21 protein-coding genes are annotated in these 23,485 nt (G+C 66.0%); 7 read left to right on the top strand and 14 right to left on the bottom strand.

Going from position 1 to position 23,485, the window contains the following annotated elements; genetic code table 11:
- Window positions 1–71 precede the first annotated feature (71 nt).
- The gene (locus tag QX135_RS00575) at window positions 72–848 is read left to right on the top strand and encodes a class I SAM-dependent methyltransferase (protein ID WP_316177633.1); all 777 of its coding nucleotides are present in this window, start codon (window positions 72–74) and stop codon (window positions 846–848) included.
- Between the two features lie 88 nt (window positions 849–936).
- Here the strand turns inward: QX135_RS00575 and QX135_RS00570 are convergent, their stop codons facing one another.
- The 5 genes from QX135_RS00570 to QX135_RS00550 form a co-directional block, all read right to left on the bottom strand.
- A complete protein-coding gene (locus tag QX135_RS00570) occupies window positions 937–1,770 on the bottom strand; it encodes a DUF4167 domain-containing protein (protein ID WP_315775709.1) in 834 nt (277 codons plus the stop codon).
- A 562-nt stretch (window positions 1,771–2,332) separates the two neighbouring features.
- Window positions 2,333–3,220: a peptide chain release factor N(5)-glutamine methyltransferase gene (gene prmC / locus QX135_RS00565; protein ID WP_316177631.1), complete on the bottom strand. Its 888-nt coding sequence runs from the start codon at window positions 3,218–3,220 to the stop codon at window positions 2,333–2,335.
- A 193-nt stretch (window positions 3,221–3,413) separates the two neighbouring features.
- Window positions 3,414–4,499 carry a peptide chain release factor 1 gene (gene prfA, locus QX135_RS00560; protein WP_316177629.1) on the bottom strand — a complete coding sequence of 362 codons (1,086 nt, stop codon included), beginning with the start codon at window positions 4,497–4,499 and terminating at the stop codon, window positions 3,414–3,416.
- A 60-nt stretch (window positions 4,500–4,559) separates the two neighbouring features.
- A complete protein-coding gene (gene ptsP / locus QX135_RS00555) occupies window positions 4,560–6,827 on the bottom strand; it encodes a phosphoenolpyruvate--protein phosphotransferase (protein WP_315735256.1) in 2,268 nt (755 codons plus the stop codon).
- Window positions 6,828–7,129: 302 nt separating this feature from the next.
- On the bottom strand, window positions 7,130–8,386 hold the full coding sequence (locus QX135_RS00550; RefSeq protein ID WP_315775706.1) for an aspartate kinase: 1,257 nt from the start codon (window positions 8,384–8,386) through the stop codon (window positions 7,130–7,132).
- A 147-nt stretch (window positions 8,387–8,533) separates the two neighbouring features.
- Here QX135_RS00550 and QX135_RS00545 point away from each other — a divergent pair, with 147 nt between their 5' ends.
- Together QX135_RS00545 and ubiG are read left to right on the top strand one after the other, a co-directional pair.
- Window positions 8,534–9,001 carry a PH domain-containing protein gene (locus QX135_RS00545; protein ID WP_315735252.1) on the top strand — a complete coding sequence of 156 codons (468 nt, stop codon included), beginning with the start codon at window positions 8,534–8,536 and terminating at the stop codon, window positions 8,999–9,001.
- Window positions 9,002–9,049: 48 nt separating this feature from the next.
- Entirely contained in the window at window positions 9,050–9,814 is a 765-nt protein-coding gene (ubiG, locus tag QX135_RS00540) for a bifunctional 2-polyprenyl-6-hydroxyphenol methylase/3-demethylubiquinol 3-O-methyltransferase UbiG (RefSeq protein WP_409997692.1), read from the top strand.
- Window positions 9,815–10,176: 362 nt separating this feature from the next.
- Here the strand turns inward: ubiG and QX135_RS00535 are convergent, their stop codons facing one another.
- Complete coding sequence (locus QX135_RS00535; protein WP_316177879.1) at window positions 10,177–10,458, bottom strand: GIY-YIG nuclease family protein; 282 nt, start codon at window positions 10,456–10,458, stop codon at window positions 10,177–10,179.
- A 238-nt stretch (window positions 10,459–10,696) separates the two neighbouring features.
- On the opposite strand from QX135_RS00535, the gene QX135_RS00530 reads away from it, so the two are divergent.
- On the top strand, window positions 10,697–11,596 hold the full coding sequence (locus QX135_RS00530; protein WP_316177626.1) for an EamA family transporter: 900 nt from the start codon (window positions 10,697–10,699) through the stop codon (window positions 11,594–11,596).
- Here the strand turns inward: QX135_RS00530 and QX135_RS00525 are convergent, their stop codons facing one another.
- From QX135_RS00525 to QX135_RS00505, 5 genes are all read right to left on the bottom strand, one after another.
- Window positions 11,597–12,034: an EamA family transporter gene (locus tag QX135_RS00525; RefSeq protein ID WP_315756890.1), complete on the bottom strand. Its 438-nt coding sequence runs from the start codon at window positions 12,032–12,034 to the stop codon at window positions 11,597–11,599.
- Window positions 12,035–12,175: 141 nt separating this feature from the next.
- Window positions 12,176–12,658, bottom strand: coding sequence for a DUF1178 family protein (locus tag QX135_RS00520; RefSeq protein ID WP_315773180.1), 483 nt, complete (start codon window positions 12,656–12,658; stop codon window positions 12,176–12,178).
- Window positions 12,655–13,533 carry a carbon-nitrogen hydrolase family protein gene (locus QX135_RS00515; RefSeq protein ID WP_315735240.1) on the bottom strand — a complete coding sequence of 293 codons (879 nt, stop codon included), beginning with the start codon at window positions 13,531–13,533 and terminating at the stop codon, window positions 12,655–12,657. The genes QX135_RS00520 and QX135_RS00515 overlap by 4 nt, the downstream gene beginning before the upstream one ends.
- Window positions 13,530–13,805 (bottom strand): glutaredoxin 3, encoded by a 276-nt coding sequence (grxC, locus tag QX135_RS00510; protein ID WP_315735238.1) that lies wholly within the window; start codon window positions 13,803–13,805, stop codon window positions 13,530–13,532. Before grxC ends, QX135_RS00515 begins: the two co-directional genes overlap by 4 nt.
- A 29-nt stretch (window positions 13,806–13,834) precedes the next feature.
- A complete protein-coding gene (locus QX135_RS00505; RefSeq protein WP_315775703.1) occupies window positions 13,835–14,638 on the bottom strand; it encodes a ComF family protein in 804 nt (267 codons plus the stop codon).
- Between the two features lie 78 nt (window positions 14,639–14,716).
- On the opposite strand from QX135_RS00505, the gene QX135_RS00500 reads away from it, so the two are divergent.
- Window positions 14,717–15,574 (top strand): methyltransferase domain-containing protein, encoded by an 858-nt coding sequence (locus tag QX135_RS00500; protein WP_315773184.1) that lies wholly within the window; start codon window positions 14,717–14,719, stop codon window positions 15,572–15,574.
- 120 nt (window positions 15,575–15,694) lie between these two features.
- Here QX135_RS00500 and QX135_RS00495 read toward each other — a convergent pair whose 3' ends face one another.
- Window positions 15,695–16,105: a (deoxy)nucleoside triphosphate pyrophosphohydrolase gene (locus QX135_RS00495; RefSeq protein ID WP_315735232.1), complete on the bottom strand. Its 411-nt coding sequence runs from the start codon at window positions 16,103–16,105 to the stop codon at window positions 15,695–15,697.
- A 182-nt stretch (window positions 16,106–16,287) separates the two neighbouring features.
- Between QX135_RS00495 and QX135_RS00490 the strand changes: the two genes are divergently transcribed.
- Entirely contained in the window at window positions 16,288–17,616 is a 1,329-nt protein-coding gene (locus QX135_RS00490; RefSeq protein ID WP_315773186.1) for a TadE/TadG family type IV pilus assembly protein, read from the top strand.
- Between the two features lie 59 nt (window positions 17,617–17,675).
- Here the strand turns inward: QX135_RS00490 and argJ are convergent, their stop codons facing one another.
- Together argJ and QX135_RS00480 are read right to left on the bottom strand one after the other, a co-directional pair.
- Window positions 17,676–18,917: a bifunctional glutamate N-acetyltransferase/amino-acid acetyltransferase ArgJ gene (argJ, locus tag QX135_RS00485; RefSeq protein WP_316177623.1), complete on the bottom strand. Its 1,242-nt coding sequence runs from the start codon at window positions 18,915–18,917 to the stop codon at window positions 17,676–17,678.
- 253 nt (window positions 18,918–19,170) lie between these two features.
- Window positions 19,171–20,085 carry a peptidylprolyl isomerase gene (locus QX135_RS00480; RefSeq protein ID WP_316177621.1) on the bottom strand — a complete coding sequence of 305 codons (915 nt, stop codon included), beginning with the start codon at window positions 20,083–20,085 and terminating at the stop codon, window positions 19,171–19,173.
- Between the two features lie 393 nt (window positions 20,086–20,478).
- On the opposite strand from QX135_RS00480, the gene secA reads away from it, so the two are divergent.
- Entirely contained in the window at window positions 20,479–23,331 is a 2,853-nt protein-coding gene (gene secA, locus QX135_RS00475) for a preprotein translocase subunit SecA (RefSeq protein ID WP_316177620.1), read from the top strand.
- The last annotated feature ends 154 nt before the right edge of the window (window positions 23,332–23,485 follow it).

Here is a 23,485-nt window from a genome sequence, read left to right as displayed (position 1 = left end):
GGCGTTAACGCTGGAGGCGCAACGCAATATTCGGCGCGCGGCAGCGCGCGCTCGCATGATACATTGACGTCATGGACGTGATCGATCTGCGAAATTTCTATTCGGGTCGCCTCGGGATCGTCGCGCGGCTCTTGATCAACCGCGGTATCCGCGCGCGCTGGCCGAGCGCGGCCGGGCAGCGGGTGCTCGGCGTCGGCTATCCCACGCCTTATCTCGGCCTGTTCCGCGAGGATTCCGAACGCTGCATCGCCTTTATGCCGGCGGCGCAGGGGGTGCTGAAATGGCCGACGGCGCGGCCGACGCTGGCCTCGCTGGTGGACGAGTTCTCGCTGCCGCTGCCCGATGCGGCGGTCGACCGCATCCTGATCGTGCATGCGCTGGAGATGTCGGACGACCCGGCCGGGCTGCTGCGCGAGATGTGGCGGGTGCTGGCGCCGGCGGGACGCATGATCATCGTGATCCCGAACCGGCGCGGCGTCTGGACGCGGACCGACAACACGCCGTTCGGCCATGGCCGGCCCTATTCGCGCTCGCAGATCACGCAGTTGCTGCGGCAGACCTGGTTCACGCCGACCGGCTGGGGCGAGGCGCTGTTCATGCCCCCGGTCGGCGGCTGGTTCCTGAAATCGGCGATGGCCTGGGAGCGCGTCGGCGCGGCGCTGTCGCTGCCGTTCGCCGGTGTCCACATCGTCGAGGCGACCAAGCAGGTCTACCGGGTGATCCCGGCGCGCCGCGAGCGCATCCGGCTGATCCCACGACTCGAACCCGTGCTGGCGCCGTCACCGTCGGCCCCAGGATCCGGTGGCTCCGGCCGCCGCGAGTTCGGTCTGCCGTCGCGCGACGGATGATACCGGGTCGCTCCCTGCGTGCCTCTCAGCGCAAAGAAAAACGGGTGGGCTCAGGGCCCACCCGTTTCGTCATGACGGAACGAAATCGCTATTCGCCCGGATTGAGGTCCTCGCTCGGCGCCGGCGCAGCAGCGGCTGCTTCACCGCGCGGACCATGCGGACGCCGGCGGCGGCGCGGATAGCGCTCGGCAGCGCCCTCGAAGGCGGCCGGGGCATTGGCGATCTGCGGCTGCGGGCCGGTGATGAAGGACGGCAACCGATCGACCCCGCTGTCGGCGATGACGGGCTGGGGTTGCGGCTGGGGCTGGTACTGGACGGGCTGCGGACGCTCGCGGTGCTCGCGCGGCTCCCGCTCACGATGCTCACGCGGTTCACGGTGCTCCCGCGGCTCGCGGTGTTCGCGCGGCTCGCGATGCTCACGCGCTTCGCGATGCTCGCGCGGCTGCTGCTCGCGCTGATAGGGCTGGTTGTCGCCGCGCTCGCGCTGGCCGCCTTCGCGATCGCGCATGAAGGGTTGGGGTTGAGGCTGCGGCTGGGCCGGAACGAAGCCGGGCTCCTGGCCGAAATGCGAGAAGCTCTCGCCTTCATCATCGAGGTCGTCGACGGTCAGGTCATCGGCGTTGCGCGGTTGCTGCTGCGGCTGGTTCTGGCGGAACTGCTCCTGCGCGGCGGCAATCAGGCGGAAATAGTGCTCGGCGTGCTGGTAGTAGTTCTCGGCGGCAACGGGGTCACCCGAGGAGCGGGCGTCGCGGGCAAGCTGGACATATTTCTCGGCGACATGAGAGGCGGTACCGCGGATCTTGATGTCCGGTCCATTGGACTCGAACACCCTGGTCAGCGGATTCTGGCCGCGCCGGTTATTGTTGTTGTTACCGCCGCTGTTCCGGTTGCGCATCCGCTTGTTGTTCTGACCGTTTCTCATGTCCTGCCTTTATTCCAACCCTGCGTTAGGAGCACCGATTGCTGAGCACTGATAGTGAGTACTGATTGTTATCGGAATACCGAAAGCGTATTGAAATACCTTCGCCGGGCTCGGACGCCTCGTGCGCGGTCCAAATGGCCCATCCGACCCATGCCGGTTCCGACATGCCGGTTCGACCCATGCCGATGTGATCGACAGCCGATTCTCTCGACAAAATCGCGTTCAAAACGCGTTCCCCACCCGCCAGCCCCCTGGGACCAGCGAACCACGTCATTCAGCCAGCCACGGCGAGATGCGCCACGACCGACCCAGTTTGCTTAGCGTAAGACCTCAAGTGCAAAGTCAGGCTTTCGTTCGCTTTGCAGTCGCGGGCTGCGCAGCCATCCGGCTCTCGCGCTCAGCAGATCTGCGTTCTGGAACCTATCGCCCGGCGCGGCTCTCTGGCATCTGACTGCTGCGGTGTTCCGTGAATACCGCTCGTCGTGGCCTGCGCCGATGCTATGGGTGGAACGTAGTCGCTCCCGGGGGATATTCCAAGAGCTTTTTCTCTATCCCCCGACCTTTACCGGAGCTTTTTTAAGCCCATGACGGTTCGGGGAATACCGGCCAGATCGGCCCGGATCGTCGAGGAATCGGCCGTCAGGCCGGCCCTCACCATCAATGCAGCGACGTCGTCACTCTGGCCAAGCCCGACCTCCACGATGACAGCGCCGCCGGGCTGAAGCAGGGCCGCTGCCTGCGGGATCAGCGCGCGGTAGGCGTCGAGCCCGTCCTTGCCCCCGTCCAGTGCGCGTAGCGGATCATGAGCGCGCACCTCGGCGTCGAGCGCGCCGATCTCGGACGACGGGATGTAGGGCGGGTTCGACACGATCAGGTCGAAACCCACAGCCAGCGCTGCGGCGTAGGAGCAGGCGACGAAGCCGGCGCGGTCGGCCAATCCGAGCGCGCGCGCATTGTCCCGCGCGGTCGTCAGCGCGGCCAAGCTGATGTCGGTGCCCAGTCCAAAGGCCCGCGGCAGCTCGGACAGCAGCGCCAGCAGGATCGCGCCGGAGCCCGTGCCGAGATCGGCGATGCGCAAGCGACGCTTCAGGCCGCCGCCGGCCGCGAGATGTTCCAGTGCCAGCTCGACCACGGTCTCGGTGTCCGGTCGCGGCACCAGCGTATCGGCCGACAATCGCAGGTCCAGGCCCCAGAACTCTTTGGTGCCGAGGAGGCGGGCGACCGGTTCCCCGGCCAGCCGGCGCTGCATAAGCGTTTCCAGGCGCTGCGCGTCGTCATGGGAGAGCTGTCGTCTCCCGTGCATCACGAGCCCGGTGAGGTCGAGCTGCAGCGCATGGCCGACCAGCAGCCGCGCATCCAGCTCGGGCGAGTCGAGGCCCGCATCTGCAAAGCGCGCGGCCAGGGCACGGCGGGCGGCATCGATGGTCACGCCGGCGATGAGGCCGGTCATCGCGCAAGCTCCCTCCACGCGTCATCCCCGCGAACGCGGGGATCCATACGCCGTGCCGTTGCGGGACGGGCGGTCGGAGTTGCCTTCTGTGACAGCCACGAAGGCCGGTGATTATGGGTCCCGGCGTTCGCCGGGACGACACCGTTTGTGTCGGGGCAGCGTCGCATCGCCTCCTGCAATGCGCCGGTGCGCATCACGCCGCCGCACCTTGCGCGGCGAGCTGGGCTGCCTGGTGCTCGGTCGTCAGCGCATCGATCAGTTCGCCCAGCGCTTCGCCCGCGATCACCTGCGGCAGCTTGTAGAGCGTCAGGTTGATGCGATGGTCGGTGACGCGCCCTTGCGGGAAATTATAGGTACGGATGCGCTCGGAGCGGTCGCCGGAGCCGACCTTCTCCTTGCGCTCGGCCGAGCGCGCCGCGTCGACCTTCTGCCGCTCGGCGTCGTAGATGCGCGAGCGCAGGATGTTCATCGCGGAGGCGCGGTTCTTGTGCTGCGAGCGGCTGTCCTGCATCATCACGACGATCCCGGTCGGGATATGGGTGATGCGGATCGCCGATTCCGTCTTGTTGACGTGCTGGCCGCCGGCGCCTTGGGCGCGCATGGTCTCGATGCGCAGGTCGTCTTGCTTGATGTCGACATCGACATCCTCGACCTCGGGCAGCACGGCGACTGTCGCCGCCGAGGTGTGGATGCGGCCCTGGGTCTCGGTATCGGGCACGCGCTGCACGCGGTGCACCCCGGATTCGAATTTCAGCTTGGCGAAGGCGCCGCGGCCCTGCACCTCGGCGATGATTTCCTTGTAGCCGCCGACGGTGCCTTCGGAGGCCGAGATCACCTCGACCTTCCAGCCCTGCAGGGCGGCGAAGCGCTCATACATCCGGAACAGGTCGCCGGCGAACAAAGAGGCCTCGTCGCCGCCGGTGCCCGCGCGGATTTCAAGCACGACGTTGCGGTCGTCCATCGCATCCTTCGGCAGCAGCGCGACGCGGATCTGCTGCTCCAGCTCGCCGCGGCGCGCGATCAGCTCGTCGCGCTCGGCCTCGGCCATCGCGCGCATCTCGGCATCGGTCGCGGGATCGGCGATGAGCGCCTCCGTCTCGGCGAGCTCCTTGACGCCGGCGCGATACGCCTTCACCGCGTCGATCAGCGGATTGAGCTCGGCGAGCTCGCGGGTGATCTGCACGTAGCGGTCGGAATTGACCTGGCCTAGCAGCTCCGCCTCGAGCGAGGCGTGATGCGCGAGCAGGACATCCAGTTTGGCTTGGGGAAGCGACGACATGATGCAATCTGATCTAGGAGCAAACGATACGAACGGAAGACGCCTGGCGCGACGGGCCCGCTACAGCGCGAGGCCTTCGCTCTCGGCGAACTCGGTCAGCTTCTGCCGCATCGAGAAGCTGCCAGCCGGTGCGGCCAGCCATTCGGCCATCTTCGTCGCCGCCTTGCCGGCGTCGAGTTCGAGGATCATCGCCTTCACGGGGCCGTGCGCGGTGGCCGACAGCGACAGCGAGCGGTAGCCGAGCGAGATCAGCGCCAGCGCGCCGATCGGCTTGGAGGCCATCTCGCCGCACAGCGACACCGACCGCTTGGCCGCCTTGGCCTTGTGCACGATCTGCTGCAACGCCCGCAGGATCGGCGTCGACAGCGTATCGAAGCGCTCGGAGACCTTGGCATTGCCGCGATCGACCGCGAACAGGAACTGGAACAGGTCGTTCGAGCCGACCGAGATGAAATCGACCTTCGAAAGCAGCTCGTCGAGCTGATACAGCAGCGCCGGGACCTCGAGCATGGTGCCGACGTCGACGCGCTCCGGTAGCGTGTGGCCGTGCTGGCGCAAGTAAGTCAGCTCGCGTTCGACGATCGCCTTGGCCGTGTCGAACTCGGCGACTTCCGAGATCATCGGGAACATGATGCGCAGCGAGCGGCCGCCGCCGGCGCGCAGCAGCGCCCGGATCTGGCCGCGCAGCAGGCCCGGGCGGTCGAGGCCGAGGCGGATCGCGCGCCAGCCGAGCGCCGGATTCTCCTCGATCACGGTCTCCATGTAGGGCAGCGCCTTGTCGCCGCCGATGTCCAAAGTACGGAACGTGACCGGCTTGTGGCCGGCGGCGTCGAGAACCGTGCGATACAGCGCCAGCTGGTCGCTCGAGCGCGGCAGGCTGGCGGACACCATGAATTGCAGCTCGGTGCGGAACAGGCCGATGCCGGCGCTGCCGGTGTCCTCGATATGCGGCAGGTCGATGACCAGGCCTGCATTGATCATCAGCTCGATCGGCTGGCCGTCCTTGGTCACGCAGGGCTTGTTGCGCAGCTCGCCATATTGCGCCTGGCGGCGAGCGCGGAAGCGCACCCGCTCGGCATAGGCGGACTCGATCTCGGACGACGGCCGAACGTAGATCGAGCCCGACGTGCCATCGACGATGATGGCGTCGCCGGGATCGGCGATACCCGGCGCGTTCGGCACCTCGCCGACGGCGGGAATGCCGAGCGCACGCGCCACGATCGCGACATGCGAGTTGGCAGTGCCTTCCTCGAGCACGAGCCCGCGCAGCCGCTTGCGGTCGTAGTCGAGCAGCGCCGCCGGGCCCATTGCGCGCGCGATCAGGATGGCATTGTCGGGCAGGTGCTCGCGCCGGGGCGCGTGGTCCTGGCCCACCAGTTGGCGCAGCAGCCGGTAGCCGAGGTCCTCGAGATCGTGCAGCCGCTCGCGCAGATACGGATCGGTGGAGCGCAGCATGCGGGCGCGGGTGTCGGACTGCACGCGCTCGACGGCGGCTTCCGCCGTGAGGCCGGTCGCGACCGCCTCGTGCAGCTTGTGCGACCAGCCCTGGTCGTTGGCGAACATGCGATAGGCTTCGAGCACCTCGCGGTGCTCGCCGCCATCGGCGACGTCACCGCGCTCCAGCATGCGGTCGAGGTCGGCGCGCAGCTTGAGCAGCGCGGCGTCGAGCCGCTTGATCTCCTTGGGCAGGTCCTCGGCGATGTAGTTGTTGATGACGACGCGCGGCTCGTGCAGCACGACGTGGCCGAGCGCGATGCCATCGGACAGCACGGTGCCGGTCTTGTGGATCGAGTGCCGCGCCGCCGGCTCGGCGCCGGGCTGGGCGAGCGCTGCGAGCTCGCCGGAGGCGATCATCTCGGCGAGCACCATCGCGGTGGTCTGCAGCGCCTCGACCTCTTCCTCGACATAGGTGCGCTTGGCGCGGTTCTGCACCACCAGCACGCCGAGCGTGTTGCCGGCGCGCAGGATCGGCACGCCAAGGAAGGAGTGGTAGATCTCTTCGCCGGTTTCCGGCCGGTACGAGAAGGCGGGGTGGCTCTGCGCGTCGTTCAGATTGAGCGGCGTCGCCTCGCTCGCGACGAGGCCGACGAGGCCCTCATGCGCGCTCAGCACGGTCATGTGCACGGCGTCGCGGTTCAGACCTTCGGTGGCGTAGAGCTCGAGCGTGTTGTCGACGCGAAGCACATAGACCGAGCAGACCTCCGCGACCATGTTGGCCGCGATCAGCACCACGATCTTGTCGAGTCGCTCCTGTGCCGAGACCTGCTCCGCCATGGTCTCGCGAAGCCGTCTGAGCAGGACGCGGGGGCCTCCCGACGCGCTTCGCATGTGGCACAATCCCCCTTCCTGGGGCCAGCCCGGCACGCGGCCGGATCTGGCGCTAAACTCGCGGCATCGAACAGCTTTCTCGATTCGGCACTATCGCACGCTCAGAGTGCCGGCCCGAACCAGAACAACCATCACTGGAGCACAGTTTGCGGCTGCCATCCTGCGATGGCGTATAGCGAATTAGGGCTTGTTTTGCCAAGCAAAACGCCTGCCACCGCGGGCGGCGTCAACGGCTTTCGAACGACCTCCGGCCCGTCCCGCTGTCACATAACGGGACAGGTGTGGTTGCGGAGGAGGATTTTCTAGGCCTGGTCCAGTCCGTAGAGCGTGTGCAGCGTGCGGACGGCGAGCTCGGTATAGGCGGCGTCGATCAGCACCGAGAACTTGATCTCGGAGGTCGTGATCGCGCGAATGTTGATGTTGCGGGCGGCGAGCGCGGCAAATCCCTTGGCGGCGACGCCGGCATGGCTGCGCATGCCCGAGCCGATCACCGAGACCTTGGCGACGTCGGTTGCGGTATCCAAGCGCTGGTAGCCGATCTTGTCCTTGGCCGCGGTGATGGTCTCGCGCGCCCGGTTGTAGTCGGTCGCCGGCACCGTGAAGGTCAGATCGGTGGTCTTGCCATCTTCGGAGACGTTCTGGACGATCATGTCGACATTGATGTTGGCATCCGCCAGCGGTCCGAAGATCGACGCGGCAACGCCCGGCTTGTCCTCGATCTGGCGCACCGAGATCTGGGCCTCGTCCTTGGAGAAGGCGATGCCGGTCACGACGTGATTTTCCATGATTTGTTCCTCGCTGCAGATCAGCGTCCCCGGCGGCTGGTTGGCGTGCGGGTCGATATCCTCAGGCTTGTCGAATGAGGAGCGGACGAAGATCGGCATGTTGTGCACCATGCCCAGTTCCACCGAACGGACCTGCAGCACCTTGGCGCCCTGCGACGCCAGCTCCAGCATGTCCTCGAAGGCGATCTTGTCGAGCCGCTTGGCCTTCGGCACCACCCGGGGATCGGTGGTATAGACGCCGTCGACGTCGGTATAGATGTCGCAGCGGTCGGCCTTGATGGCGGCCGCGATCGCCACCGCCGAAGTGTCCGAGCCGCCGCGGCCGAGCGTGGTGATTCGCCCGGTTTCGGCGTTGATGCCCTGGAAGCCGGCGATGACCGCAACTTCCTTGCGGTCGCGGAAGCGCTGGATCAGCTCGGCGCCGTCGATATCGACGATTCGCGCCGAGGCATGGGCGTCGCTGGTCTTGATCGGGATCTGCCAGCCCTGCCACGAGCGGGCCTGGATGCCCATGCTCTGCAGCACGATCGCCAGCAGGCCGGACGTGACCTGCTCGCCCGAGGCCACCACGGCGTCGTATTCGCGCGCATCATGCATCGGCGACGCCTCGGTGCACCAGGCGACCAGCTCGTTGGTCTTGCCCGACATCGCCGAGACGACGACGGCAACCTCATGACCGGCATCGACCTCGCGCTTGACGTGGCGCGCGACGTTGCGGATGCGGTCGATGTTGGCGACGGATGTGCCGCCGAATTTCAGCACGAGGCGACCCATGACGACGCGCTCATTCCCATCAGGAGGATAAGTTGACCGGCTGAGCGCGAAACCGGAGGCGCGCCAGCCGAAACGCGCGTATACATAGCGCCGCGGCTGGGGGCAAGACGGTTCCTTGTGGTGACAGGGTCAGGTGAGAGGCTTGGAATGGCGCGTTACATCGACGAAATCCTGCAACCCGGCGAGAAGGTGCTGTATTCGACCAATGCGCATTGGATGTTCTACCTGCCCGCGATCGGGGCCTGGATCGTCGTGTTTGGATTGCTCGTCCTCTCCCGCATGACCGTGAACGACAGTTTGGTCATGCTGTGCCTGGCCACCGCCGCCGTCATCGCCATTGTCGCCCTGTATTGGACGGTCCGGGCCTGGTTCCATCGCCTCACCACGGAGACGGACGTCACCAATCGTCGCGTCGTCCATAAAACCGGTTTCATCAAGCGCCGTACCTTCGAGATGGCCCTCGACAAGGTCGAGAGCGTCGACGTCAACCAGACCATCATGGGACGGGTTCTCAATTACGGCGACGTCACCATCTTGGGGGTGGGCGAGGGCAAGGAAACCATTTCGACCATCGCGGAGCCGCTGGCGTTCCGGAACGCCATCACGGCGCGTTAGCCCCGGTACGGCGCCGCAGCTTCGATCATTGAGTATTCAGCGATGACAATGCCTCAGGATTCCCGCAGCACTTCTGTTCCCTCCGGCTCGACCGTCGATCCGGCCGAGATCGCGAAGTTCTCGAAACTGTCCGAGACCTGGTGGGACCCCAAGGGCAAGATGGCGCCCCTGCACAAGATCAACCCGCTGCGCCTGACCTACATCCGCGATGCCGCCTGCCGGAAATTCGAGCGCAACGCCAAGAGCCTGAACTGCCTCTCGGGACTGCGCATGCTCGACATCGGCTGCGGCGCGGGATTGCTGTGCGAGCCGTTCACGCGGCTGGGCGCGCAGGTCGTCGGCGTCGATCCCTCGGCCAGCAACATTGCCGCTGCCAGGCTGCATGCGGAAAAGGGCCATCTGTCGATCGACTACCGCTGCACCACGATCGAGGAGATGGATCCGCGTGAGCGCTTCGACATCGTGCTGGCGATGGAGGTCGTCGAGCACGTCACCGATGTCGGTGCCTTCCTCGGCCGCTGTGCCGCCGTGCTGAAGCCGGGCGGCATGATGGTGGTCTCGACGCTGAACCGCAACTGGAAGAGCTTTGCGCTCGCCATCGTCGGTGCCGAATATGTGCTGCGCTGGCTGCCGCGCGGCACGCATGAGTGGAGCAAGTTCGTCACGCCGGACGAGCTGACGAAATACCTGCTCGACAATCGTCTGGTCATCACCGAGCAGAGCGGCGTCGTCTACAGCCCCTTCGCCGACCGCTGGAGTCTGTCGACCGACATGGACGTGAACTACATGATGGTTGCCGAGCAGATGGTGTAGCGCGGCGTCGCGCTTCGGTTCGGCCGGGATGCTGCTCCACAACCGGTGTCGTCCCTGCGAACGCAGGGACCCATAACCCCAGGGAGTGGTTCGGGGCACGCTAGGAGATCAGGTCGCTGGCGGGCTTTCCGTGGCGCGACAGGTTCAACGTGCAGCCTGCCCCAAGACAGATCACGCGGTATGGGTCCCGGGTCTACGCCCGCTGAAGCGTCGCGTCATCGGGCTTGCCCGGGACGACAGCTTTGCTCCCCCTCGCCAGCTATATTCTCGGTTGTCGTCGGTCCAGCCAGATGCCGCTCCACCAAAGGTGTCGTCCCTGCGAACGCAAGGACCCATAACCCCAGGGAGTGGTTTGAGGCACGCTAGGAGATCAGGTTGCTGAGATCGCGCCATTCGAGGTTGTCGCGTTCGATCAGCTCGATCTTCCAGTCGCGTTTCCAGCGCTTGAGTTGCTTTTCGCGGGTGATTGCTTCTTCGGCGATATTGTAGGTCTCGATGTAGACCAGCCGAAACACGCCGTACTTCTTGACGAAATCCGAGCCTTCGCCATCGCGATGCTGCCCAATCCGTTTTTGTATCGAGTTGGTAACACCGATATACAGGGTGCCGTGACGGCCGCTGGCGAGAATGTAGACGTAATACATCGCCGCACCATCGTGTGGAGACATCGTCTGAACCAATTGAAGCCAGTGGTTATGGGTCCCTGCGTTCGCAGGGACGACACTGGTCGTGCGGCACGAGCGTACCATAAACCTCGGACAAGTGCGCGTCGTCCCGCCGCTGACTTGCAATCCTGACATGCGACCGAATCGTCGCCTGTCCTGTTGACCCGACGCCCCGCGCTCGTCACGGTGCCGGCCTCACCGTCGCACAGTGCCGCGCATGCTCACCATCGCCTCGCTCTGGATTCCCTTCACGCTGGTGGCTGCGGCCGGTCAGGTCGCACGCAATGCGATGCAGCGGTCGCTGACGGCGAAGCTCGGCACCTGGGGCGCGACCAACATCCGCTTCCTGTTCGGCTTCCCGTTCTCGCTGGTGTTCCTGACCGCGGTGCTGCTGGCCACCGGCGACCACCTGCCGTGGCCGCCTTCTGTGTTCTGGCCGTGGCTGCTGCTCGGCGCGCTCAGCCAGATCATCGCCACCGGGCTGATGCTGCTGGCGATGACCGACCGCTCCTTCGTCGTTACCACGGCCTATCTGAAGACCGAAGCGATCCAGACCGCGATCTTCGGCTTCATCTTCCTCGGCGATCCGCTCTCGGTGCCGAAGGTAATCGCGATCCTGATCGCCACCATCGGCGTCGTCGTCACGGCGCTTCGGCCCGGTGGCGACAAGAGCTTTGCGGAGTTGAAGCCGACCGTGACCGGCCTCGTTGCGGCGGCGGCGTTCGCCCTGTCGGCGGTCGGCTTCCGCGGCGCCATCATCGCCGTCGACGGCGTCTCCTTCGTGACCGCCGCATCGTACACGCTGGTCTGGGGCCTGTTCGTGCAAACCGCGATCCTGACCGTCTACCTGCTGGCGCGCGCGCCGGACATCCTGCGCGGAATCCTGTCGCTGTGGCGGCCGTCGATGATGGCCGGCTTCGTCGGCGCCTTCGCGTCGCAATTCTGGTTCCTGGCGTTTGCGCTGACCGCGGCCGCCAACGTCCGCACGCTCGCGCTGATCGAGGTACTGTTCGCGCAGGGCGTGTCGTACTACTCGTTCAAGCAGCCGGTTTCGCTGCGCGAGATCTGTGGCATCGTGCTGATCGTTGCCGGGGTAGCGCTGCTGATCGCAGTGTAGTCAGCCCTTGATCGCGATCAGCACGGCGCCGGCCGCGATCAGGGCGATGCCGATCCAGCCCTGCAGGCTCGGTCGTTCGCCGAGAAACACGACGCCGAACAAGGCGACCAGCACGACGCTGAGCTTGTCGATCGGAGCGACCAGCGTCGCGGGGCCGAGCTTCAGGGCACGGAAATAGCACAACCACGAGGCGCCGGTGCCAAGCGCCGACAGCGTCAGGAAGATCCAGCTCTTCATCGAGATCGGGCCGGGGCTCGTCAGTTGGCCCGTCGCGAACAGGATCAGGGCCAGCGTCACCAGCACGATCGCGGTGCGGATCAGCGTGGCGAGATCGGAGTTGAGACCTTCGACGCCGACCTTGGCGAAGATGGCGGTCAGGGCCGCAAACAGCGCCGACAGCAGAGCCCAGAGCTGCCAGGAGGAGGAGAGGGGGGACATGTCGTCACACCGGCGAAAGAGAGAGTGCAGGCCGAGATCTCTCCCCCGTCATTGCGAGCGAAGCGAAGCAATCCAGAATCTGTCCTCGACTCCTGGATTGCTTCGCTTCGCTCGCAATGACGAAAAGGCCTTCTCGATTGCTCAATTCCTATCGTCCGGCAGCACCGGGATCGGGGCGACCTCGATGCCTTCCTCGATCAGTTCGCGGGCCTCGTCGAGCGAGGCCTCGCCATAGATCGGCCGGTGCTCAGTCTCGCCGTAATGCATCTTGCGCGCTTCCGTCGGGAAACGCTCGCCGACGTCGTCGGCGTTCTTGACGATGTGGTCGCGCAGCTCCTTGAGCTTGGCGCGCAGCTCGCGCTCCTGCGCCATCATCAGCGCGGTCGATCCCGGCGGAATCACTTCCTGCGCTGGTGGCGGTGAGGCCGGCACCGGCACTGGCACGGCCTCGCGGCCCTTCTTGCTGACGATGCGCGGCGCCATGATCGCCTTCTCGACCTTGGTCGAGCCGCAGGTCGGGCATTCCACCAGCTTGCGCTTCACCTGCGAATCGTAGGTCGAGGAGCTCTGGAACCAGCTTTCGAACGTGTGGTCACGCTCGCAGCGCAGCGCATAGCGGATCATGCCGAGCCCCGCACCAGGTGCAGATAGTCCGGACCCGCGTTGGGATCGGCGATGCCGAACCGGCGGCCGTGCTGCAGCGAAGGAATGGTCTGGCGCACGCTCTCGACCCGCGACGGATCGATGCGCGCCACGATCACGCCGGGCTCGACGCCGCCCTCGGCGAGAATCTCGCCCCATGGATCGATGATCAGCGAGTGGCCGAAGGTCTCGCGCTTGTTCTCGTGCAGGCCGCATTGGGCGGCGGCGAACACGAAGCAGCCGGTCTCGATGGCGCGGGCGCGCAGCAGCGTGTGCCAGTGCGCCTCGCCGGTCTTGCGCGTGAAGGCGGAGGGCACGCTGATGAACGAGGCGCCGCTCTCGGCCAGCGCGCGATACAGCGCCGGGAAGCGCACGTCGTAGCAGATCGTCAGCCCCAGACGACCCCAGGGCAGATCCGAGATCACGGCCGTCTCGCCCGGCTGATAGTTGGCCGACTCGCGATAGCTCTCACCGCCCGGCAGGTCGATGTCGAACATGTGGATCTTGTCGTAGCTCGCCAGCACGTTGCCCTCGGGGCCGATCAGGAACGAGCGGTTCACGGCCTTGTCTGCCGAGAAGCGCAGCGCCAGCGATCCGATGTGCAGATGGATGCTCAGCTCCTTGGCGAGCGCCTGATAGGCTTTGAGAGAGGGATCGTCCGCCTCGCTCTTGAGCTGCTCGAACAGCGCCGTCCGGTTGAGCTGCATCATGTTGCTCACTTCCGGCGTCTGGACGTACTCCGCGCCCTGCGCGACCGCTTCCCGGATCAGCCTGGTGCCCTGCTCGAGGCTCGGCTCGGGCAGGAGCGAGGTGCGCATCTGCACCATGGCGGCGGTAAAGCTGCGGTCGTTGCTCATGATGTCGCCTTGTCTCCCGCCAGCATGGCGTCGAGTCTGCCCTCGCGATCGAGCGCATAGAGATCGTCGCAGCCGCCGACATGGGTGTGGCCGATGAAGATCTGCGGAAAGGTCGAGCCCGGGCCGACACGATCATACATCTTCTGCCGGATCGTCGGATCCTTGCCCGCGTCATGCTCGGTGAAGGGAACGTTCTTGCGGGTCAGAAGCGATTTGGCGGCCGTGCAGTAGCCGCACCCCGGACGGGTATAGATTTCGATCGCAGCGGTCATGTCGCGCTCAGCTGTTACGGAACGACAGATTATATGGGAGCGCGGGGGGCATCGACAACCCGGGCGAAAACCAGCACGCTGACCTCGGCCGCCTTGGCGCGCAGCAGAGCGCGGGCGCAGGCATCCACCGTCGCGCCGGTGGTCAGCACGTCGTCGACGATCACGATGCGGCGCCCCTGCACGTCATGCAGGCGGTCTGAAGATACCTGGAATGCGCCCTGCACATTGCTGGCGCGCTGGGCGCGCGACAGGCCGACCTGCTGCTCGGTCGCCCGCACGCGGCGCAACGCATCGCCCTGCATTCGGACGCCGCTGGACCGGGCGATCACCCGCGCCAGCGCGCCGGACTGGTTGTAGCGGCGGCTGAAGCCGCGCCGCCAGTGCAGCGGCACGGGCACCACGAGGTCGGCCTCGGCCAGCAGCTCGCGGCCGGCGCGAGCCATCCAGCGGCCCATGATCGGCGCCAAATCGGTGCGGTCCTGATATTTCAGCTGATGCACCAGGGTGCGCGCGACCTCGTCATAGCGCACGGCGGCGCGCGCCCGGGCATAGGCCGGCGGCGCCGCGATCGCCTCCATCGACAGCAGCTCGGGGCCGGGATCGTAGACGAAGGGGATGCCGAGCTTCGGGCAATACGGCCGCTCGATGAACGACAATTTGCCCCAGCAGGCCGCGCAGACGCCCTCGCCGTCGACCGGCTCGCGGCAGGCGATGCACAGCGTCGGCAGCGCGACGTCGAGCGCGAGCTTCGCGACATGCGCGAGACCGCCGTGCAGCGCGCCTACGGCTGCACGAAGTCGTCCGACGCCGATTGGAGCAAACGTCACACCCATGTATTGAGGCTAGCGCCGCAACCCACGCTGCTCAAGCGGTGCATTGCCCGGCCGCGAGGATCGGCGTAACCAGCCCCAATGATCCAGTCCGTCACCACTCCCGTTCTGTTCGATCGCAGCCTGCTCGCGCTCAGGCAGCGGCGGGCTGCGGCAGCGCCGGAGACCTTCCTGTTGGAGCGCGTTGCGGAGGACATCGAGGATCGGCTTGCGGCAGTGAACCGGTCCTTCACCGCGGCTGCCGACGTCTGGACGCCGGCCGCGGGCTTGAAGCCGTATCTTTCGGGACGCCTCTCGCAGCTCGCACATATCGCTGCGCCCGAAACGGCGGATGAGCGGCTGCCGCTGGCCGCGCAATCGCTCGATCTCGCGCTGTCGGCGCTGGCCTTTCAATTCGTCAACGATCTGCCCGGACTGCTGGTGCAGATTCGCCGGGCCTTGCACCCCGATGGTCTGCTGCTGGCGGCCATGATCGGCGGCGATACGCTGACCGAGCTCCGGCAATCCTTCGCCGCCGCCGAGGCAGAGTGCGAGGGCGGCGTATCACCGCGCGTCGCGCCGTTCGCCGATCTGCGCGACGTCGGCGGCCTGCTGCAGCGTGCAGGCTTCGCGTTGCCGGTGACGGATGTCGACCGGGTCGTGGTCCGCTATGCCAGCGCGTTCGGCCTGATGCAGGATCTCCGCCGCATGGGCGCGACAAACAGCCTGGTCGAGCGCCGTCGCACGCCGACGCGCCGCGCGACCTTGCTGCGCATGGCCGAGATCTATGCCGAGCGCTTCGCCGATCCCGACGGCCGCATCCGCGCCACCTTCGACATCATCTGGTTGTCAGGCTGGGCCCCGCATGAGAGCCAGCAGAAGCCGCTGAAGCCGGGTTCGGCGACGGCGAGCCTAGAGGCGGCAGTGAAGCGGAGCCCTCGCGCGGGAGCGGATGAATAGCCACTCTCGTCATCGCCGGGCTTGACCCGGCGATCCATCCCTCTTGAAGAGTCCGAAATGTAGATGGATGCGCGGGTCAGGCCCGCGCATGACGCGTGAGCGTGAGGCTGTCGCCGCGGCTCACATCAACAAGTCGATCAGATGCGGCAGCAGCGGGATGTCCGCGGGCGGCATCGGGTAGTCGCGCAGCTTGTTGGGCCGCACCCAGGCCAGTTGCTGGCCCTCGCGCGCGGTCACCAGGCCTTCCCAGCGCCGGCAGATGTAGAGCGGCATCAACAGATGGAACGTCTCATAGGCGTGGCTGGCGAAGGTCAGCGGCGCGAGACAGGCCTCGCGCACGGTGATGCCGAGCTCCTCGTCGAGCTCGCGGATCAGGCTGGCTTCCGGGCGCTCGCCGGGCTCGAGCTTGCCGCCGGGAAATTCCCAGAGGCCCGCGAGCGCCTTGCCGGGCGGCCGCTGCGCCAGCAGCACGCGATTGTCGGCGTCGACGAGCGCGCAGGCGACCACGAGCGTGAGTTTCAGGTCGGGCATGGTCCGATCGGGTTTCGAGAGGGATGGGCCGGTCCGAGAACCAGGCGCGCCTGTTGAGGGAGTTTTAACCTAGGCCGTTTTGAGCCCCGTTTCCACGGTTGAAATAAGCCAACCTTAATGGCCGCCCGCGTATTTTCACGGGTGAACGCCGTGACCCCCTCATGGTTCGTTAGGCATCATTCATGCGAATTGTATCCAGCCTGCTTGCCCGCCTTCGCCGCGACGTCAGCGGCAACGTCGCGGTGACGTTCGCCATCGTCTGCGTTCCGCTGATCACGGCGGTCGGCTGCGGCGTCGACTACAGCCGCGCCAACCAGATGCGCGCCAAGCTGCAGGCGGCGGTCGACGCCGCATCGGTCGGCGCGGTGTCCCGGACGGCGCCGGCCTTCATCGCCGCGGGCGCGATGACCTCGGACGGGGTGATCGCCGCCGGCAATGACGACGCGGCGAAGATCTTCAACGGCAACATGTCCGGCACATCGGGCTATACGCTGACCAGCCTGACGCCGGAGGTGAAGAAGGCCGGCTCGGTGCTGAGCGCCACCGTGTCGTTCTCGGCCACCGTGCCCATGATGTTCATGAACATCGTCGGGTTCAAGACCATGACCCTGAACGGCTCGTCGACGGCGAAGGCCTCGATGCCGCGATACATCGATTTCTACCTGCTGCTCGACAATTCGCCGTCGATGGGTGTGGCGGCGACGCCGGCGGACGTGACCAAGATGGTCAATGCGACTTCGGACAAATGCGCCTTCGCATGCCACGACTACAACGACTCCAACAACTACTATAATCTCGCCAAGACGCTCGGCGTGACCACCCGGATCGACGTGCTGCGCAGCGCCACCCAGCAGCTGATGGACACGGCGCAGCAGACGCAGACCTATACGAACCAGTTCCGCATGGCGATCTACGATTTCGGCGCGGCGTCGAAGACGATCGGATTGCGGGCGCTGTTCTCGCTGTCGTCGAGCCTGTCCAGCGCCAAGAGCGCCGCAGGCAACATCGACCTGATGGGCGTCTACGGCAACAATGATTCCTACACGGCCGACAAGGATACGCCATTCACCACGGTGTTCCCCGCCATCAACAACGAGATCTCGACGCCGGGCGACGGCACCACCGGCTCGCCGTTGAAATACCTGTTCTTCGTCTCCGATGGCGTCGCGGACGAGAGCAACGCCGCCTGCCTGAAGCCAAAGGCCAGCGGCAACCGCTGCCAGTCGCCGATCAATCCGGCGCTCTGCACCACGCTCAAGAACCGCGGCATCAAGATCGCGGTGCTCTACACCACCTATCTGCAGCTGCCGACCAACAGTTGGTACATGAGCTGGATCGATCCCTTCAACAAGGGGCCGTTCGGCCCGTCGCCGAACAGCGAGATCGCGCAGAAGATGCAGGCCTGCGCCTCGGACGGGTTCTATTTCGAGGTGTCGCCGACGCAGGGCATCGCGGAGGCGATGAAGGCGCTGTTCCAGAAGGCGGTCGCCGACGCACGGATCGCGAGCTGATCGACTCGGCCCCCGGAAGCGCGCCGGCATCTGCGCGCTTCCTTGCTGCGGTTGCGGAATCAGGACCGGTAGTCGCCGTTGATCGCGACATACTCCTTGGTCAGGTCGCAGGTCAGCACGCGGTCGCGGCCCTTGCCGAGGCCGAGCGCCACCTTGATCTGCACCTTCTGCGCCTTCATCGCCTCGGAGACTTCCGTCTCGTCATAGGACGGATCGCGCGCGCCCTTCGATGCGACGCGGATGCCGTTGAAGGAGATCGAGAGCTTGTCGCGGTCGGCCGGCTCGCCGGCCTTGCCGACCGCCATCACGACGCGGCCCCAATTGGCGTCCTCGCCGGCGATCGCGGTCTTGACCAGCGGCGAATTGGCGATCGACATCGCGATCTTGCGGGCGGACGGCTTGCTCTTGGCGCCCTCGACGATGATCTCGACCAGCTTGCGGGCGCCCTCGCCGTCGCGCGCGACCTGCTCGGCGAGGTCGGCCAGCACGGCATTGAACGCCTTCACGAACGCTTTCGCGCGCGGGTCGCTGGCGCGGCTGATCTTCGGTGCGCCCTTCGCCGCGGCGGCGCCGGTGGCAAAGGCGAGCAGCGTGTCGGAGGTCGAGGTGTCGCCGTCGATCGTCACCGCGTTGAAGGTGTCCTCGACGCCGGCCTTGAGCAGGGCCTGCAGCGCGGGTGCCGAAATCGGCGCATCGGTGAAGATGAACGACAACATCGTCGCCATGTCGGGCGCGATCATGCCGGCGCCCTTGGCCATGCCGTTGATCGTCACCTTGGCCTTTCCGAGCTTGACGGTCGCGGTCGCGACCTTCGGGAAGGTGTCGGTGGTCATGATGGCGCGCGCCGCGCCCATCCAGTCCTCAGGCGCCGCGGTGCCGGCCAGCCCTTCGAGCACGCCGTCGAACTTGGTCGCATCCAGCGGCTCGCCGATCACGCCGGTCGAGGCGAGAAAGATCTCGTCCTGCTTGCAGCCGACCGCCTTGGCGGCGATCGCCGCCGTCAGCGCCGTCGACTGCTTGCCGGTCTTGCCGGTGAAGGCGTTGGCGTTGCCGGAGTTGACCACCAGGGCGCGCGCCTTGCCGCCCTTCAGCTTGGCCCGGCACCATTCGACCGGCGCCGACGGGCATTTCGACAGCGTGAACACGCCGGCCACGGTGGTGCCGGGATCGAGCAGCGCCAGCAGCACGTCGGTGCGGTTCTTGTAGCGGATGCCGGCCGCCGCGGTCGCGAGCTTGACGCCCGCAACGGCGGGCATGTCGGGGACATCGGTGGGGGCGAGCGGGGAGACGGTTGAGGACATCGAGGGCTTCCGGCAGGAATGAGCGGGAAGCGCTCTGTATCATCTCGGTCGTCGCTGTGGGAGTGGATGTCACTGCACCCACTGCTGTCATCCCGGCGAACGCCGGGATCCATAACCACAGGGTCCAGTTGGGAGCCCCGGTATCGGCCGCGTGCCTGTTTCAAACATCACGCGCTATGGGTCCCGGCTTTCGCCGGGACGACACCATTTATGACGCGACCATGTCGCGCCTCAAGCCAAGTAGCCGAACCGCTTACTTCTTCGCCGGCTCGGCGGCCTTGGCATCAGCGGGCTTCGCCTCCGCCGGCTTGGCAGCGTCGCCAGCGGGCTTGTCCAGGCGCTCGATCTTGGCGGTCTCGCGCAGCTTGCCGACATAGTCGGCCTGGGCCTTGCGGGTCACGTAGGTCTCGATCTGGCTCTTGACCTGGTCGAACTCCGGCGGCTTGCGGCTGCGCTTTTCCTCGACCTTGATGATGTGCCAGCCGAACTGGGTCTTCACCGGATCGGAGATCTTGCCCGGCTCGAGCGAGAAGGCGACGTTGGCGAACTCCGGCACCATCTGCTCCTTGGTGAAGAAGCCGAGGTCGCCGCCGTCCGAGGCGCCGGGGTCCTTGGACTTCTTCTTGGCGAGCTCGGCAAAATCGGCACCCTTGGCGAGCTCGGCCTTGACGGCCTTGGCCTCGTCCTCGGTCTCGACCAGGATGTGGCGGGCGTGCACCTCCTGCTCGCCGCCGATCTGCTTGGCGGCCTCCTCGTAGACCTTCTTCATCGCGTCCGGCGTGGTCGCGGCCTTGCCCTCGCTGGCAAGCAGGCTGTCCATCAGCAGCCGGTTGCGGGTGAAGGCGAGGCGCTTCTTGAACTCCTCGCTGTCGGCGACCTTCTTGTCCTCGGCCGCCTTGGCGACCAGCTTCATGTCGATCAGGAACGACAGCACGTTCTCGTCCTTGGTCGCCGGATCCATCTGCGCGAGGCTCTGTCCGAGCTCCTCTTCGGCGAGCGTCACGTCGCTCTTGCGGATCTCGGCGCCGTTCACCTTGGCCAGCACCGGGTTGGCATCGTCGGCGGCGCGTGCGGGCGCGGCAAGCAGGGACAACGCGAGACTTCCGGCGAGAGCGGTGGCGAGGCCGAGGCGCAGGCCGGTTTTCGTAACCGGGAACGACGTGGTCATGGAAAATCCTTGTTGAGAAGAGGGGGCTCGAGGGGGGAGGCCTCAGGGCGGCCGGGACACTCGCCCAATCGCCGTGCCTTGGCAACGCGAAAAGTCTGTCAATTTCGTGAAATCGGCGACAGGTGGACGGCGACGGCCCGGCTGTCGGGCGCCGTTGACAACGTTCCCCCCCAGCCATATCTCTCCCCGGTCGCTTCAAGGGCGATAGCGCTTATTTTGCTGCGTTTTTGGCCGTTGAACCCTGGTTTGCCTGTCTCCCACTCATCTGGCGGACGCCGCCCGGCGCCGAAGGTCGAGGCTGGCGCGGGTGCTGCGGTGCATCACGTCGGGAACAGCAAACCCAAACCATGAGTTACGGCTGCAACGCAGACCCATAGAGGCAGGATTTCAGCAATGATCGGCGCGCTCGCCCGTAAGCTATTCGGCTCCGCCAACGACCGTCGCGTCAAGGGCTATCAGTCCCGTGTCAACGCCATCAATGCGCTGGAGCCGGAGCTCGCAAACCTGACCGACGAGCAGCTCAAGGCGCGCACCGAGGAGTTCAAGAAGCAGCTCGCCGACGGCAAGACGCTCGACGACATCCTGGTCCCGGCCTTCGCCACCGTCCGCGAGGCCTCCAAGCGCACCCTCGGCCAGCGCCATTTCGACGTCCAGCTGATCGGCGGCATGGTGCTTCACGAGGGCGACATCGCCGAGATGAAGACCGGCGAAGGCAAGACGCTGGTGGCGACGCTCGCGGTCTACCTGAACGCGCTGGCCGGCAAGGGCGTCCACGTCGTGACGGTGAACGACTACCTTGCCCGCCGCGACGCCGGCTGGATGAGCCAGATCTACGGCTTCCTCGGCCTGACCACAGGTGTGATCGTGCACGGCCTCGACGATGCCGAGCGCAAGGCGGCCTATGCCTGCGACATCACCTACGGCACCAACAACGAATACGGCTTCGACTATCTGCGCGACAACATGAAGTACCGCCTGGAGGACATGGTCCAGCGCGGACACTTCTTCGCGATCGTCGACGAGGTGGACTCCATCCTGATCGATGAAGCGCGCACGCCGCTGATCATCTCCGGCCCGCTCGACGACCGCTCGGAGTTCTACAACACCATCGACACCTTCGTGCCGAAGCTCGACAAGACCGACTACGAGGTCGACGAGAAGCAGCGCACGGTGACGCTCACCGAAGCCGGCATGGAGAAGATCGAGACCCTGCTGCGCGATGCCGGCCAGCTCAAGGGCGAGTCGCTCTACGACGTCGAGAACGTATCCGTCGTCCACCACATCAACCAGGCGCTGCGCGCGCACACGCTGTTCACCCGCGACAAGGACTACATCGTCCGCGACGGCGAGGTCGTGATCATCGACGAGTTCACCGGCCGCATGATGCCGGGCCGGCGCTATTCCGAAGGCCTGCACCAGGCGCTCGAGGCCAAGGAGCACCAGCCGGTGCAGCCCGAGAACCAGACGCTGGCCTCGATCACGTTCCAGAACTACTTCCGCATGTACGCCAAGCTCGCCGGCATGACCGGCACGGCCGCGACCGAGGCCGACGAGCTGTTCGACATCTACAAGCTCGAGGTGCTGGAGATCCCGACCAACCTGCCGGTCGCACGTCTTGACGAGGACGACGAGGTCTACCGTACCCAGCAGGAGAAATACGCCGCGATCCTGGCCGAGATCGAGCGGGCGAACTCCCGGTTGCAGCCGGTGCTGGTCGGCACCGCCTCGATCGAGAAGTCGGAAGTGCTGGCCGCCTATCTCAAGCAGCACGGCTACAAGCAGATCGACTTCGGCAGCGAGCGTGCGCTCGACAAGCTCTATGCGGCGGCCCGCGCCGGCAAGCCGGCCAAGCTGTTCGCGGTGCTGAACGCGCGCTTCCACGAGCAGGAGGCCTATATCGTGGCCGAAGCCGGCGTGCCCGGCGCGATCACGATCGCGACCAACATGGCCGGCCGCGGCACCGACATCAAGCTCGGCGGCTCGCTCGAGATGCGCCTGCAGCAGGAGACCGCCGGGATCACCGACGAGGCCGAGAAGGCCGCCAAGATCGAGCAGATCAAGGCCGACATCGCCCGCTTCCGCGAGATCGTGCTGAAGGCCGAGGAGACCGTCGAGATCGAGCCCGCCAAGGGCTCCAAGCCGGCCAAGACCGTGACCAAGCCCGGCGGCCTCTACATCATCGGCTCCGAGCGCCACGAATCCCGCCGCATCGACAACCAGCTGCGCGGCCGCTCCGGCCGCCAGGGCGATCCCGGCCGCTCGAAGTTCTTCCTGTCGCTGGAAGACGATCTGATGCGGATCTTCGGCTCCGACCGGCTCGACAGCATGCTGACCCGCCTCGGCCTCAAGGAAGGCGAGGCCATCATCCACCCCTGGATCAACAAGGCGCTGGAGAAGGCGCAGCAGAAGGTCGAGGCGCGCAACTTCGACATCCGCAAGAACCTCCTGAAGTTCGACAACGTCCAGAACGACCAGCGCAAGGTGATCTTCGACCAGCGCGTCGAGCTGATGCAGGACGAGAGCGTGGTCGAGACGATCACCGACATGCGTCACGCCTTCATCGACGACCTCGTCGCCAAGCACGTGCCCGAGCATGCCTATGCCGAGCAGTGGGACGTCGCCGGCCTGAAGGAGGAGCTGAAGCGTGTGCTCGACATCGACCTGCCGGTCGACGAATGGGCGAAGGAAGAGGGCATCGCCGACGAGGAGCTGCTCAAGCGCATCGAGACCCATGCCGACGAGCGCATGGCCGCCAAGGTCGCGCAATGGGGCCCCGACGTGATGCGCTACGTCGAGAAGACCATCCTGCTGCAGACGCTCGACCACCTCTGGCGCGAGCACTTGGTGATGCTCGACCATCTGCGCCAGGTCATCGGCCTGCGAGGCTACGGCCAGCGCGATCCGCTGCAGGAGTACAAGTCGGAAGCCTTCACGCTGTTCGAGGCCATGATCGCGCATCTGCGCGAGGCGGTCACCGCGCAACTGATGCGCGTCGAGATCGTGCCGCCGGAGGAGCAGCAGCCGGTGCTGCCGCCGATGCAGGCGCATCACGTCGATCCGAACACTGGCGAAGACGAACTGGCCTTCGCCAACGTCTCCGTGGTGCCGTCCTCCGGCGTCGCTCCGGTCCCGGCCGAAGCGCGCAACCCGAACGACCCCACCACCTGGGGCAAGATCGGCCGCAACGAGGACTGCCCCTGCGGCTCGGGGAAGAAGTACAAGCACTGCCACGGTCGATACGCTTAAGCGCGGACTGAGGCAGTCTCTCCATCGTCATTGCGAGCGTAAGCGAAGCAATTTCAGAGTCTCGCAATCAGCTCTGGATTGCTTAGCAACGCTCGCGTTGACGAATAATTCGTTCTGGGTTGGAGCGGATGTCGAAGCCTGCCTAAGGAATGCG

This window comes from Bradyrhizobium sp. SZCCHNR1098 (assembly GCF_032489375.1).
Lineage (GTDB): Bacteria > Pseudomonadota > Alphaproteobacteria > Rhizobiales > Xanthobacteraceae > Bradyrhizobium.
Note: the sequence above shows the minus strand (reverse complement) of the source record. Positions and strands in the feature narration are given on the sequence as shown.

Coding starts and splice junctions, on each gene's coding strand:
- QX135_RS00575 (WP_316177633.1), top strand. CDS start 72: ATGGACGTGATCGATCTGCGAAATTTCTATTCGGGTCGCCTCGGGATC.
- QX135_RS00570 (WP_315775709.1), bottom strand. CDS start 1,770: ATGAGAAACGGTCAGAACAACAAGCGGATGCGCAACCGGAACAGCGGC.
- prmC (WP_316177631.1), bottom strand. CDS start 3,220: ATGACCGGCCTCATCGCCGGCGTGACCATCGATGCCGCCCGCCGTGCC.
- prfA (WP_316177629.1), bottom strand. CDS start 4,499: ATGTCGTCGCTTCCCCAAGCCAAACTGGATGTCCTGCTCGCGCATCAC.
- ptsP (WP_315735256.1), bottom strand. CDS start 6,827: ATGCGAAGCGCGTCGGGAGGCCCCCGCGTCCTGCTCAGACGGCTTCGC.
- QX135_RS00550 (WP_315775706.1), bottom strand. CDS start 8,386: ATGGGTCGCCTCGTGCTGAAATTCGGCGGCACATCCGTCGCCAACATC.
- QX135_RS00545 (WP_315735252.1), top strand. CDS start 8,534: ATGGCGCGTTACATCGACGAAATCCTGCAACCCGGCGAGAAGGTGCTG.
- ubiG (WP_409997692.1), top strand. CDS start 9,050: ATGCCTCAGGATTCCCGCAGCACTTCTGTTCCCTCCGGCTCGACCGTC.
- QX135_RS00535 (WP_316177879.1), bottom strand. CDS start 10,458: ATGTATTACGTCTACATTCTCGCCAGCGGCCGTCACGGCACCCTGTAT.
- QX135_RS00530 (WP_316177626.1), top strand. CDS start 10,697: ATGCTCACCATCGCCTCGCTCTGGATTCCCTTCACGCTGGTGGCTGCG.
- QX135_RS00525 (WP_315756890.1), bottom strand. CDS start 12,034: ATGTCCCCCCTCTCCTCCTCCTGGCAGCTCTGGGCTCTGCTGTCGGCG.
- QX135_RS00520 (WP_315773180.1), bottom strand. CDS start 12,658: ATGATCCGCTATGCGCTGCGCTGCGAGCGTGACCACACGTTCGAAAGC.
- QX135_RS00515 (WP_315735240.1), bottom strand. CDS start 13,533: ATGAGCAACGACCGCAGCTTTACCGCCGCCATGGTGCAGATGCGCACC.
- grxC (WP_315735238.1), bottom strand. CDS start 13,805: ATGACCGCTGCGATCGAAATCTATACCCGTCCGGGGTGCGGCTACTGC.
- QX135_RS00505 (WP_315775703.1), bottom strand. CDS start 14,638: ATGGGTGTGACGTTTGCTCCAATCGGCGTCGGACGACTTCGTGCAGCC.
- QX135_RS00500 (WP_315773184.1), top strand. CDS start 14,717: ATGATCCAGTCCGTCACCACTCCCGTTCTGTTCGATCGCAGCCTGCTC.
- QX135_RS00495 (WP_315735232.1), bottom strand. CDS start 16,105: ATGCCCGACCTGAAACTCACGCTCGTGGTCGCCTGCGCGCTCGTCGAC.
- QX135_RS00490 (WP_315773186.1), top strand. CDS start 16,288: ATGCGAATTGTATCCAGCCTGCTTGCCCGCCTTCGCCGCGACGTCAGC.
- argJ (WP_316177623.1), bottom strand. CDS start 18,917: ATGTCCTCAACCGTCTCCCCGCTCGCCCCCACCGATGTCCCCGACATG.
- QX135_RS00480 (WP_316177621.1), bottom strand. CDS start 20,085: ATGACCACGTCGTTCCCGGTTACGAAAACCGGCCTGCGCCTCGGCCTC.
- secA (WP_316177620.1), top strand. CDS start 20,479: ATGATCGGCGCGCTCGCCCGTAAGCTATTCGGCTCCGCCAACGACCGT.